8 protein-coding genes are annotated in these 12,694 nt (G+C 55.9%); 7 read left to right on the forward strand and 1 reads right to left on the reverse strand.

Annotated elements, in window-relative coordinates; genetic code table 11:
• Positions 1-103: 103 nt before the first annotated feature.
• The gene (gene trxB / locus ACQG03_RS07805; protein ID WP_022647616.1) at positions 104-1,072 is read right to left on the reverse strand and encodes a thioredoxin-disulfide reductase; all 969 of its coding nucleotides are present in this window, start codon (positions 1,070-1,072) and stop codon (positions 104-106) included.
• A 543-nt stretch (positions 1,073-1,615) separates the two neighbouring features.
• Between trxB and lrp the strand changes: the two genes are divergently transcribed.
• The 7 genes from lrp to ACQG03_RS07840 all read left to right on the forward strand — a co-directional run bounded on the left by lrp (position 1,616) and on the right by ACQG03_RS07840 (position 12,693).
• On the forward strand, positions 1,616-2,110 hold the full coding sequence (gene lrp, locus ACQG03_RS07810; protein WP_000228469.1) for a leucine-responsive transcriptional regulator Lrp: 495 nt from the start codon (positions 1,616-1,618) through the stop codon (positions 2,108-2,110).
• A 135-nt stretch (positions 2,111-2,245) separates the two neighbouring features.
• On the forward strand, positions 2,246-5,929 hold the full coding sequence (locus ACQG03_RS07815; RefSeq protein WP_426726112.1) for a DNA translocase FtsK 4TM domain-containing protein: 3,684 nt from the start codon (positions 2,246-2,248) through the stop codon (positions 5,927-5,929).
• Positions 5,930-6,056: 127 nt separating this feature from the next.
• Complete coding sequence (gene lolA / locus ACQG03_RS07820) at positions 6,057-6,671, forward strand: outer membrane lipoprotein chaperone LolA (RefSeq protein WP_022647618.1); 615 nt, start codon at positions 6,057-6,059, stop codon at positions 6,669-6,671.
• Positions 6,672-6,680: 9 nt separating this feature from the next.
• Positions 6,681-8,024 (forward strand): replication-associated recombination protein RarA, encoded by a 1,344-nt coding sequence (rarA, locus tag ACQG03_RS07825; protein ID WP_022647619.1) that lies wholly within the window; start codon positions 6,681-6,683, stop codon positions 8,022-8,024.
• A 92-nt stretch (positions 8,025-8,116) separates the two neighbouring features.
• On the forward strand, positions 8,117-9,409 hold the full coding sequence (serS, locus tag ACQG03_RS07830) for a serine--tRNA ligase (protein WP_003858266.1): 1,293 nt from the start codon (positions 8,117-8,119) through the stop codon (positions 9,407-9,409).
• Positions 9,410-9,620: 211 nt separating this feature from the next.
• Positions 9,621-12,065 carry a dimethylsulfoxide reductase subunit A gene (dmsA, locus tag ACQG03_RS07835; protein WP_038415775.1) on the forward strand — a complete coding sequence of 815 codons (2,445 nt, stop codon included), beginning with the start codon at positions 9,621-9,623 and terminating at the stop codon, positions 12,063-12,065.
• Between the two features lie 10 nt (positions 12,066-12,075).
• Positions 12,076-12,693 carry a DMSO/selenate family reductase complex B subunit gene (locus ACQG03_RS07840; protein WP_108367357.1) on the forward strand — a complete coding sequence of 206 codons (618 nt, stop codon included), beginning with the start codon at positions 12,076-12,078 and terminating at the stop codon, positions 12,691-12,693.
• Position 12,694 lies beyond the last annotated feature (1 nt).

The raw sequence follows: 12,694 nt of genomic DNA on the forward strand, positions 1-12,694 counted from the left end.
CAGGTGACGTTATAAGAAATTAGACATCTGCATGTTACACGTGAGCAAAAATAAAGGCGACCAGTGGCCGCCTTTATTTACGTTTGTTACTGACTTGTAAAGATTATTTACCTTGTTCTGCCAGTCCGTCCAGATAGCGTTCTGCGTCCAGCGCGGCCATACAGCCGGTGCCCGCAGAGGTGATCGCCTGACGATAAATATGGTCCATCACGTCGCCAGCCGCGAAGACGCCTGGGATGCTGGTCTGCGTGGCATTGCCGTGAATGCCAGACTGCACTTTGATGTAGCCGTTCTCCAGCTCAAGTTGGCCTTCGAAAATGGCCGTGTTCGGGCTGTGACCGATTGCCACAAACAGGCCTGCCACCTCCAGCGTTTCGACGGTGTCGGTGTTCTGCGTATCACGAATTCGCAGACCCGCCACACCCATCTGATCGCCGGTCACTTCTTCCAGCGTACGGTTGGTATGCAGCACAATGTTGCCGCTCGCCACTTTATCCATCAGGCGTTTGATCAGGATCTTCTCGGCGCGGAAGGTGTCGCGACGGTGGATCAGGTGTACTTCTGAGGCGATGTTCGCCAGATACAACGCTTCTTCCACAGCGGTGTTGCCGCCGCCGATCACCGCAACTTTCTGGTTGCGATAGAAGAAACCGTCGCAGGTCGCGCAGGCTGATACGCCGCGCCCTTTGAATGCTTCTTCAGACGGCAGACCGAGATAACGGGCAGAGGCACCGGTAGCGATGATCAGCGCATCGCAGGTGTATTCACCGCTGTCGCCGGTCAGACGGAACGGACGGTTCTGCAAATCCACTTTATTAATGTGGTCGAACAGGATTTCGGTTTCGAATTTAGCAGCATGCTCGTGCATGCGCTCCATCAGCAGCGGCCCGGTCAGGTCGTTCGGGTCGCCCGGCCAGTTTTCCACTTCCGTGGTGGTGGTCAGCTGACCGCCTTTTTCCATCCCGGTAATCAGTACCGGTTGCAGGTTAGCGCGTGCAGCATAGACCGCTGCGGTATATCCCGCAGGTCCAGAACCAAGGATTAGCAGCTTACTGTGTTTGGTCGTGCCCATGAGATCCCCATTGTTGTTGGCAGGCAATGGGCTGGATTGTAGGGAATTTGTTGCCGTAAAAAAAGAGCACGACAGTTTTGCTTCCGATATATGCAATAGTCACGCCCTATGGATCAGACACGGTCATATCACGTCTGCTACTGAAAATCGCGCGTTTATAAGGCAATAAAATGATGATTAATACCCCCCCGTAATGAATATCCGGCATCTTGTACTAAAAATCGATGTTTTGCTTTGACAATCCCCTGCGCTTTTGCGAAAACATTCAAGGAAGAAAAAAAGACGCATGAACTGCATGCCGAATAGACATGCACGTAAATGCCATTTTTACCGGGTCAGTGAAATCTACGCATGGTGTGGACAGACGCCATACGTGATGTCTGTGACTGCTTTCGGGCAACGGTCTTCTTACCGCAGACCCCGAATCCACATCGCGTCTAATACATAACCAGGCGATGTGATGAATAACGGGTGCAGGCTCTGAACAGTGATGTGCACAGGGTCCAGGCAGGAGTAGGGAAGGAATACAGAGAGACAATAATAATGGTAGATAGCAAGAAGCGCCCTGGCAAAGATCTCGACCGTATCGATCGTAACATTCTTAATGAATTGCAAAAGGATGGGCGTATTTCCAACGTCGAGCTTTCAAAACGTGTGGGACTTTCCCCGACGCCGTGCCTTGAGCGTGTGCGTCGACTGGAAAGACAGGGTTTTATTCAGGGCTATACGGCTCTGCTAAACCCGCATTATCTGGATGCCTCACTTCTGGTATTTGTTGAGATTACTCTGAATCGTGGTGCGCCGGATGTGTTTGAGCAATTTAACGCCGCTGTACAAAAACTTGAAGAAATTCAAGAGTGTCATCTGGTTTCCGGTGATTTTGACTACCTGTTAAAAACCCGTGTGCCTGATATGTCCGCCTACCGTAAGCTGCTGGGTGAAACCCTGCTGCGTCTGCCAGGCGTGAACGACACCCGTACTTATGTGGTGATGGAAGAGGTCAAACAGAGCAATCGTCTGGTTATTAAGACGCGCTAACACGGAACAGGTGCAAAATCAGTGTAGTTTGATTACACTCCTGTTAATCCATACAGCAACAGTGCCGGGGATACCCGGCGCTGTTGTCCGTTTTAGCACACAGGCAGGACATGCCTGATACCTGGAGAGCCTTTCTTGAGCCAGGAATACACTGAAGACAAAGAAGTCACATTATCTAAGCTAAGCAGCGGACGTCGTCTCCTCGAGGCGTTACTGATTGTTATTGCCCTTTTTGCCGTCTGGCTGATGGCCGCCTTACTCAGTTTCAACCCCTCAGATCCCAGCTGGTCGCAAACCGCATGGCATGAGCCTATTCATAACTTAGGTGGCGTTCCCGGTGCCTGGCTTGCGGACACGCTCTTTTTCATTTTCGGAGTGATGGCTTATACCCTTCCCGTCATCATTATTGGCGGATGCTGGTTTGCCTGGCGTCATCGACAGAACGACGACTACATCGATTATTTTGCCGTTTCGCTGCGCCTGATTGGCGCCCTGGCGCTGATCCTCACCTCCTGTGGGCTGGCGGCGATCAACGCTGATGATATCTGGTACTTCGCCTCCGGCGGGGTGATCGGCAGCCTGTTGAGCTCCGCGCTGCAACCGATGCTTCATAGCAGCGGCGGCACGCTGGCGCTGCTCTGTATCTGGGCGGCGGGCCTGACGCTGTTTACCGGCTGGTCCTGGGTGAGCATTGCTGAGAAGATCGGCAGCTTTATTCTGACGCTGCTGACGTTCGCCAGCAACCGTACCCGTCGTGACGATACGTGGGTCGATGAAGACGAGTATGAAGATGAGTACGAAGAGGAAGACGAGGCGCCTGTACAGCGGCGTGAATCTCGCCGCGCGCGTATTCTGCGCGGTGCTCTGGCGCGCCGCCAGCGCGTCGCTGAAAAATTTGCTAACCCGTTAGGCCGTAAAACGGATGCCGCGCTGTTCTCCGGCAAACGTATGGATGAAGACGAGCAGATTGAGTATCGCGGTGCGGCCGTCGACCCTGATGACGTACTGTTCTCTGGCCATCGAGCCACGCCGGGAGAGTATGACGAATACGATCCGCTGCTGAATGGCCACTCCGTGACTGAACCGGTAGCCGCTGCTGCTGCCGCAACGACGGCTGCTCAGGCCCATGTTGCGCCTGTTGAAGCCGTGATGCCGTCCTCGCCTGTTCCGGCACCGGAGTCCGCGATCCAGCAACCGCAGGTAGACTGGCAGACTGCGCCAGGCGTCCATACGCCTGAACCGACCATTGCGCCTGAGCCTGAAAGTTATATTCCTGTGCAGCAGGAACAGTGGCAGCAACCGTATCAGCCGCCTGAGCCTGCCAGCGTGCCGCAACAACCGTATCAGGCTTATACGCCCGAACCCGCTGTACCTGAACAGCCATACGTTGCACCGGTGTCTGAACCCGAAGTGGTGGAGGAAGCGAAGCCATCCCGTCCGCCATTATACTATTTTGAAGAAGTGGAAGAGCGCCGCGCCCGTGAGCGCGAGCAGCTTGCCGCCTGGTATCAGCCCGTGCCCGAGCCGGTGCAGGAGCCTGTTGCAAAAGCGCCTTCGGTCAGCGTTCCACCTGTAGAACCTACGCCAGCCGTTGCGTCGGGTGCAGAAGCCGTGAAGCAGGCAACGGCAGCCGCTGCCGCGTCCGCTCCGCTATTCAGCCCGGCAGCCGACAGCGCCCCGCGTCCTCAGGTGAAAGAGGGCATTGGTCCACAGCTGCCGCGCCCTAACCGCGTGCGCGTACCGACTCGCCGGGAGCTGGCCTCTTATGGCATTAAATTGCCTTCCCAGCGTATGGCGGAAGAAAAAGCCCGTGAGTCCGACTACGAAGATGATGCCGACGAACTGCATCAGGATGAGCTGGCGCGTCAGTTTGCTGCCCAGCAGAATCAGCGTTACGGCGAAGAGTATCAGCATGACGTGCCTTCACAGCATCACGTGCCTTCACAGCAGGACGACGATGATGCGGCCGAAGCGGAGCTGGCGCGCCAGTTTGCAGCAACGCAGCAGCAGCGTTATTCCGGTGAGCAACCTTCGGGGGCAAACCCGTTCTCGCTGTCGGATTTCGAATTCTCACCAATGAAAGATCTGGTGGATGATGGCCCAAGCGAACCGCTGTTCACGCCGAGCGTAATGCCGGAAGCGGAGCCGGTGCGTCAGCCGCCTGCACCACAGGCTTATGTGCAGCCGCAACAGCCGGCGCCGCAGGCGTATGCGCAGCCGCAGATACCTTCTCAACCGCCTCAGCCACAGTTCCAGCAGCCAGCACCACAGCCGCAGGAGAGCCTGATTCACCCGCTGCTGATGCGTAACGGAGACAGCCGACCGCTGCAACGACCAAGTACGCCGCTACCGTCGCTGGATCTGTTAACGCCACCGCCAGCGGAAGTCGAGCCGGTGGATACCTTTGCCCTTGAGCAGATGGCCCGTCTGGTGGAAGCGCGTCTGGCTGACTTCCGCATTAAAGCGGACGTGGTGAACTACTCACCGGGCCCGGTGATCACCCGTTTCGAACTGAACCTGGCACCGGGCGTAAAAGCGGCGCGTATTTCTAACCTCTCCCGCGACCTGGCGCGTTCTCTGTCCACCGTGGCGGTACGCGTGGTGGAAGTGATCCCAGGCAAGCCTTACGTTGGCCTTGAGCTGCCAAACAAGAAACGCCAGACCGTTTATCTGCGTGAAGTTCTGGATAACACCAAATTCCGCGACAACCCGTCCCCGCTGACCGTGGTGCTGGGTAAAGATATCGCCGGCGATCCGGTGGTTGCCGATCTCGCGAAGATGCCGCACCTGCTGGTTGCGGGTACTACCGGCTCCGGTAAATCGGTCGGGGTGAACGCCATGATCCTCAGTATGCTCTACAAAGCGCAGCCTGAAGACGTGCGTTTCATCATGATCGACCCAAAAATGCTCGAACTGTCCGTCTACGAAGGCATTCCGCATCTGTTAACGGAAGTGGTTACCGACATGAAGGACGCCGCCAACGCATTACGCTGGAGCGTCAATGAAATGGAGCGTCGCTACAAGCTGATGTCGGCGCTGGGCGTGCGTAACCTGGCCGGTTATAACGAGAAAATCGCCGAGGCGGCGCGTATGGGCCGTCCGTTTCCGGACCCATACTGGAAGCCGGGTGACAGCATGGATGCCCAGCATCCGGTGCTGGAAAAACTGCCTTACATCGTGGTGCTGGTGGATGAATTTGCCGACCTGATGATGACCGTTGGCAAGAAAGTGGAAGAGCTGATTGCGCGTCTGGCACAGAAAGCGCGTGCGGCGGGCATCCACCTGGTACTGGCAACGCAGCGTCCGTCCGTGGATGTAATCACCGGTCTTATTAAGGCAAACATCCCGACCCGTATCGCGTTTACCGTGTCGAGTAAAATTGACTCCCGTACTATCCTTGACCAGGGCGGAGCAGAGTCGCTGCTGGGGATGGGTGATATGCTCTATTCCGGGCCGAACTCCACCTCGCCGGTGCGTGTTCACGGTGCGTTTGTTCGCGACCAGGAAGTGCACGCGGTTGTGCAAGACTGGAAAGCGCGCGGGCGACCGCAATATGTTGACGGCATCACCTCTGACAGCGAAAACGAAGGTGGCGGCGGTGGTTTTGACGGCGGCGAAGAGCTGGATCCGTTATTCGACCAGGCGGTTAATTTCGTCACCGAAAAACGCAAAGCGTCCATCTCCGGCGTGCAGCGCCAGTTCCGTATCGGTTACAACCGCGCGGCGCGTATCATTGAGCAGATGGAAGCCCAGGGCATCGTGAGCGAACAGGGGCACAACGGTAACCGTGAGGTGCTGGCGCCACCGCCTTTTGAGTAATCTTCAGCGATTGCAAAGAAGGGTAAATCAGCAAAAATTAAGCATATTCTTCTGTCGCCTGCCTTCGGGCAGGTACAGAATAGAAACGGAACCCCCATATCGGAAAGACGTATTTTAAGGAATAACAATGAAAAAAATCGCCATCGCCTGTGCATTACTCTCCAGTTTTGTTGCCAGCAGCGTCTGGGCTGATGCAGCCAGCGACCTTAAAAGCCGACTGGATAAAGTGAGCAGTTTCCACGCCAGCTTCACGCAAAAAGTGACTGACGGCAGCGGCAACGCGGTGCAGGAAGGCCAGGGAGATTTGTGGGTGAAACGCCCAAATCTGTTCAACTGGCACATGACCCAGCCGGATGAAAGCGTTCTGGTGTCTGACGGTAAAACCCTGTGGTTCTACAATCCGTTTGTTGAGCAGGCGACCGCCACCTGGCTAAAAGACGCGACCAGCAATACGCCGTTTATGCTCATTGCCCGTAACCAGTCCAGCGACTGGCAGCAGTACAACATCAAACAAAACGGTGATGAGTTCGTCCTGACGCCAAAAGGCAGCAACGGTAATCTGAAGCAGTTCACCATTAACGTGAGCAGCAACGGTACCATCAATCAGTTCGGCGCGGTTGAGCAGGACGATCAGCGCAGCAGCTATCAGTTGAAGTCTCAGCAAAACGGCGCCATTGATGCATCGAAATTCACCTTTACCCCGCCGCAGGGCGTAACGGTGGACGACCAACGCAATAAGTAAGAGGCATGAGTGAGCAACCTGTCGCTCGATTTTTCAGATAATGCGTTTCAACCTCTGGCCGCCCGTATGCGGCCAGAAAATTTAGCGCAGTACATCGGTCAGCAACATCTGCTGGCTGCGGGGAAACCCTTGCCGCGCGCTATTGAGGCGGGACATCTGCACTCCATGATCCTCTGGGGGCCACCCGGCACCGGAAAAACCACGCTCGCTGAAGTGATCGCCCGCTATGCCAACGCGGACGTTGAGCGCATCTCGGCGGTCACGTCGGGGGTGAAAGAGATCCGCGAGGCGATCGAGCGGGCGCGACAAAACCGCAATGCCGGACGTCGCACCATTCTGTTTGTCGACGAAGTTCACCGCTTCAACAAGAGCCAGCAGGACGCCTTTCTGCCGCACATTGAAGACGGTACGATTTTCTTTATCGGCGCCACCACGGAAAACCCGTCGTTTGAACTGAATTCTGCTCTGCTCTCCCGGGCGCGCGTGTATCTGCTTAAATCGCTTACCACGGAAGATATCGAAAAAGTTCTGACGCAGGCGATGGAGGACAACGCGCGTGGTTACGGCGGACAGGATATCGTTCTGCCGGACGAGACGCGTCTTGCTATCGCCGAACTGGTTAACGGTGATGCCCGTCGTGCGTTGAACACGCTCGAAATGATGGCCGATATGGCCGAAGTGGACGATGCGGGCAAGCGCGTATTAAAGCCTGAACTGCTCACCGAAATTGCCGGTGAGCGTAGCGCGCGTTTCGATAATAAAGGCGATCGTTTTTACGACCTCATCTCTGCTTTACATAAGTCCGTGCGCGGCAGCGCTCCGGATGCGGCGCTCTACTGGTATGCGCGTATCATCACCGCCGGTGGCGATCCGTTATATGTCGCGCGTCGCTGCCTGGCGATTGCGTCAGAAGATGTCGGTAATGCCGATCCACGCGCCATGCAGGTCGCTATTTCCGCCTGGGACTGCTTTACCCGCGTCGGGCCTGCGGAGGGCGAGCGTGCCATTGCGCAGGCAATTGTCTATCTGGCTTGCGCACCGAAAAGTAACGCGGTGTATACCGCCTTCAAAGCGGCGATGTCGGATGCTCGTGAACGTCCGGACTACGATGTGCCGGTTCATCTGCGCAATGCGCCTACCAAATTGATGAAAGAGATGGGTTACGGGCAGGAGTATCGCTACGCCCATGACGAACCCAACGCCTACGCCGCCGGGGAAGAGTATTTCCCGCAGGAGATGGCACAAACCCGCTATTATCACCCCACAAACAGAGGTCTTGAGGGTAAGATTGGCGAAAAGCTCGCCTGGCTTGCCGGACAGGATCAAAATAGCCCTATAAAACGCTACCGTTAGTTCAATCGTTGCGGTAATGTTGGCAATATATCTCTGTGGCTGCAGGCTGTGGTCACTTTTTCCTCTTTTAATTCGATAAGCACAGGATAAGCATGCTCGATCCCAATCTGCTGCGTAATGAGCCAGACGCAGTCGCTGAAAAACTGGCACGCCGGGGCTTTAAGCTGGATGTAGATAAGCTGCGCGCTCTTGAAGAGCGTCGTAAAGTTTTGCAGGTACAAACAGAAAATCTGCAGGCAGAGCGTAATTCTCGATCGAAATCCATTGGCCAGGCGAAAGCGCGCGGGGAAGATATTGAGCCATTACGCCTGGAAGTGAACAAACTGGGTGAAGAGCTGGATCAGGCGAAAGCTGAACTGGACGTTCTTCAGGCTGAAATTCGTGATATCGCTCTGGCGATCCCGAACATTCCTGACGACAGCGTCCCTGTCGGCAAAGACGAAAACGACAACGTTGAAGTGAAACGCTGGGGTACGCCTCGCGAGTTTGACTTCGAGGTGCGCGATCACGTGACGCTAGGCGAAATGCACGCGGGCCTGGACTTTGCGGCTGCGGTTAAGCTGACCGGTTCTCGCTTCGTGGTAATGAAAGGTCAGATTGCTCACCTGCACCGCGCGCTGGCGCAGTTTATGCTGGATCTGCACACCGAGCAGCATGGCTACAGCGAAACCTACGTTCCGTATCTGGTTAACCACGATACGCTGTACGGTACAGGCCAGCTGCCGAAATTTGCCGGCGATCTGTTCCATACCCGTCCGCTGGACGAAGAAGCTGACAGCAGCAACTACGCGCTGATCCCAACCGCGGAAGTGCCGCTGACCAACCTCGTGCGTGATGAGATCATCGACGAAGACGATCTGCCAATCAAACTGACTGCGCACTCTCCATGTTTCCGTTCTGAAGCCGGTTCTTACGGTCGTGATACGCGCGGTCTGATCCGTATGCACCAGTTCGATAAAGTTGAGATGGTGCAGATCGTTCGTCCGGAAGAGTCTATGGACGCGCTGGAAGAGATGACAGGTCACGCAGAGAAAGTGCTGGAGCTGCTGGGGCTGCCATACCGCCGTATGGCGCTGTGCACCGGTGACATGGGCTTCGGCGCCTGCAAAACCTTCGACCTCGAAGTCTGGGTGCCTGCGCAAAACACCTACCGTGAAATCTCCTCTTGCTCTAACGTCTGGGATTTCCAGGCGCGTCGTATGCAGGCGCGTTGCCGCAGCAAGTCCGATAAGAAGACCCGTCTGGTTCATACCCTGAACGGTTCTGGTCTGGCGGTTGGCCGTACGCTGGTTGCCGTGCTGGAGAACTACCAGCAGGCAGATGGTCGTATTGAGATCCCTGAGGTGCTGCGTCCTTACATGAAAGGCCAGCAGTTCATCGGCTAATATTTTGCTGCAAAACAAAAAAGCGCCTCAGGGCGCTTTTTTTATATCTTTGATTTGATACGACGCAATATTCCCTCCCTCTAAAGTAGTAATACTCCTCCGAACGAAAGTTAGCATAAAACACCTGTAACGAAGGAATTCGTTATATATAAAACTACATAGCGGTATGCGCCGCCTCTCTTTTCTTTGTGAGCAACCAAAGTGAGTCTTTATGAAAATCAAAGCGCCTGAAGCGTTAATGGCTGCCGAGGTCACTCGCCGTGGGTTGATGAAAACCACGGCAATAGGTGGTCTGGCGGTTGCCAGCAGCGCCTTTACGCTTCCTTTTACCCGTCTGGCGTCGGCGGCGGAGGCTCTGTCTCCCGCTTCAGCCCCGGAAAAAGTGGTGTGGAGTGCCTGTACCGTTAACTGTGGTAGCCGTTGTCCCCTGCGTATGCATGTTGTGGACGGTGAAATCAAATACGTTGAAACCGACAATACCGGCGATGATAACTACGAAGGGTTACACCAGGTTCGTGCCTGTCTGCGTGGCCGCTCAATGCGCCGTCGCGTTTATAACCCGGATCGTCTGAAATATCCGATGAAGCGTGTCGGTAAGCGTGGGGAAGGGAAGTTCGAGCGCATTAGCTGGGACGAAGCCTACGATATTATCGCGACCAACATGCAGCGCCTGATCAAAGAATACGGCAACGAATCCATCTACCTGAACTATGGCACCGGGACGCTGGGCGGCACCATGACCCGCTCCTGGCCGCCGGGTAAAACGCTGGTAGCGCGCCTGATGAACTGCTGCGGCGGCTATCTCAACCATTATGGCGACTACTCTTCCGCACAGATTGCCGCGGGCCTGAACTACACCTATGGCGGCTGGGCAGACGGTAACAGCCCGTCGGATATAGAAAACAGCAAGCTGGTGGTGTTGTTCGGCAACAACCCGGGCGAAACGCGTATGAGCGGCGGTGGGGTAACCTATTATCTTGAGCAGGCGCGCGCCAAATCCAACGCACGAATGATCATCGTCGATCCGCGCTACACCGATACCGGCGCGGGGCGAGAAGACGAGTGGATCCCTATCCGCCCTGGTACCGATGCGGCGCTGGTCAATGCGCTGGCGTATGTGATGATCACTGAAAACCTCGTCGATCAGCCGTTCCTTGATAAATACTGCGTCGGCTATGACGAGAAGACGCTGCCAGCCAGCGCACCGGCTAACGGGCATTACAAAGCGTATATACTTGGTCAGGGCAGCGACGGGGTAGCGAAAACCCCTGAGTGGGCATCCACCATCACCGGCATTCCAGTCGAACGTATTGTTCAGCTGGCCCGTGAAATTGGTTCAGCAAAACCGGCTTATATCAGCCAGGGCTGGGGACCGCAGCGTCACGCGAACGGCGAAATTGCCACCCGCGCTATTTCTATGCTCTCGATTCTGACTGGCAACGTCGGCATTCACGGCGGTAATAGCGGGGCGCGTGAAGGCTCGTATGAAGTACCGTTTGAGCGTATGCCAACGCTGGATAACCCGGTTCAGACCAGCATCTCCATGTTTATGTGGACGGACGCGATCGAGCGCGGCCCGGAAATGACCGCGCTACGCGACGGTGTTCGGGGCAAAGATAAGCTGGATGTGCCGATCAAAATGATCTGGAACTATGCCGGTAACTGCCTGATCAACCAGCACTCAGAGATCAACCGCACCCACGAAATCTTGCAGGACGACAAGAAGTGCGAAATGATTGTGGTGATCGACTGCCACATGACCTCATCGGCGAAGTATGCCGATATTCTGCTCCCAGACTGCACCGCGTCTGAGCAGATGGATTTCGCGCTGGACGCCTCCTGCGGCAACATGTCCTATGTGATCTTCACAGACCAGGCCATCAAACCGCGCTTCGAGTGCAAAACTATCTATGAGATGACGTCCGAGCTGGCGAAACGTCTTGGCGTTGAGCAGCAGTTCACAGAGGGGCGTACTCAGGAAGGGTGGATGCGCCATCTGCACGAGCTCTCACGCAAAGCCATTCCAGACCTGCCGGACTTCGATACCTTCCGCAAGCAGGGCATGTACAAGCAGCGCGATCCGGAAGGGCATCACGTGGCGTATAAAGCCTTCCGCGACGATCCGCAGGCCAATCCGCTGACCACGCCGTCGGGCAAAATCGAGATCTACTCCGAAGAGCTGGCAAAAATTGCCGCAACGTGGGAATTGCCGGAAGGGGACGTTATCGATCCGCTGCCGATCTATACGCCAGGCTTCGAAAACTACAACGATCCGCTGACGGAGAAATTCCCACTTCAGTTAACCGGTTTCCACTACAAAGCGCGTGTTCACTCCACCTACGGCAACGTTGACGTTCTGAAAGCGGCCTGCCGACAGGAGATGTGGATCAACCCGATGGATGCGAAAGCGCGCGGCATCAGTAATGGCGATCGCGTACGTATCTTCAACGGACGTGGCGAAGTGCATATCGAAGCTAAAGTGACTCCGCGCATGATGCCTGGCGTTGTCGCGCTGGGGGAAGGGGCCTGGTATAACCCGGATGCGAACCGTATCGATCAGGCGGGCTGCATCAACGTTCTCACTACGCAGCGTCCATCGCCGCTGGCGAAGGGCAACCCATCCCACACAAACCTCGTTCAGGTTGAAAAGGCGTAAGGAGTAACCGATGACAACCCAGTATGGATTTTTTATTGATTCCAGCCGCTGCACCGGGTGCAAAACCTGCGAGCTGGCCTGCAAGGATTATAAAGACCTGACCCCGGACGTCAGCTTCCGTCGTATTTATGAATACGCGGGCGGCGACTGGCAGGAGGATAACGGCGTCTGGCATCAGAACGTCTTCGCCTATTACCTGTCGATTGCCTGCAACCACTGCGAAGATCCGGCCTGCACCAAGGTCTGCCCGAGCGGGGCAATGCACAAGCGCGACGACGGTTTTGTGGTGGTGGACGAGGATGTCTGCATCGGCTGTCGCTACTGCCACATGGCCTGCCCGTATGGTGCGCCGCAGTATAACGCGGCTAAAGGCCGCATGACCAAGTGCGACGGCTGCCACAACCGCGTGGCGGACGGCAAAAAGCCCATCTGCGTCGAGTCCTGCCCGCTGCGCGCGCTGGACTTTGGCCCGATTGAAGAGCTGCGTAAAAAACACGGCCAGCTTGCTGCGGTCGCGCCGCTGCCGTCTGCGCACTTCACGAAGCCGAGTATTGTGATTAAACCTAACGCCAACAGCCGTCCGACGGGTGACACCACCGGCTACCTGGCAAACCCGAAGGAGGTGTGAG

This window comes from Enterobacter cloacae complex sp. 342H5, assembly GCF_050030905.1.
GTDB lineage: Bacteria > Pseudomonadota > Gammaproteobacteria > Enterobacterales > Enterobacteriaceae > Enterobacter > Enterobacter intestinihominis.

Bases quoted from the DNA above. Each gene is read 5' to 3' on its own strand.
- lrp (WP_000228469.1), top strand. From the start codon at position 1,616: ATGGTAGATAGCAAGAAGCGCCCTGGCAAAGATCTCGACCGTATCGAT.
- ACQG03_RS07840 (WP_108367357.1), top strand. From the start codon at position 12,076: ATGACAACCCAGTATGGATTTTTTATTGATTCCAGCCGCTGCACCGGG.
- dmsA (WP_038415775.1), top strand. From the start codon at position 9,621: ATGAAAATCAAAGCGCCTGAAGCGTTAATGGCTGCCGAGGTCACTCGC.
- trxB (WP_022647616.1), bottom strand. From the start codon at position 1,072: ATGGGCACGACCAAACACAGTAAGCTGCTAATCCTTGGTTCTGGACCT.
- lolA (WP_022647618.1), top strand. From the start codon at position 6,057: ATGAAAAAAATCGCCATCGCCTGTGCATTACTCTCCAGTTTTGTTGCC.
- serS (WP_003858266.1), top strand. From the start codon at position 8,117: ATGCTCGATCCCAATCTGCTGCGTAATGAGCCAGACGCAGTCGCTGAA.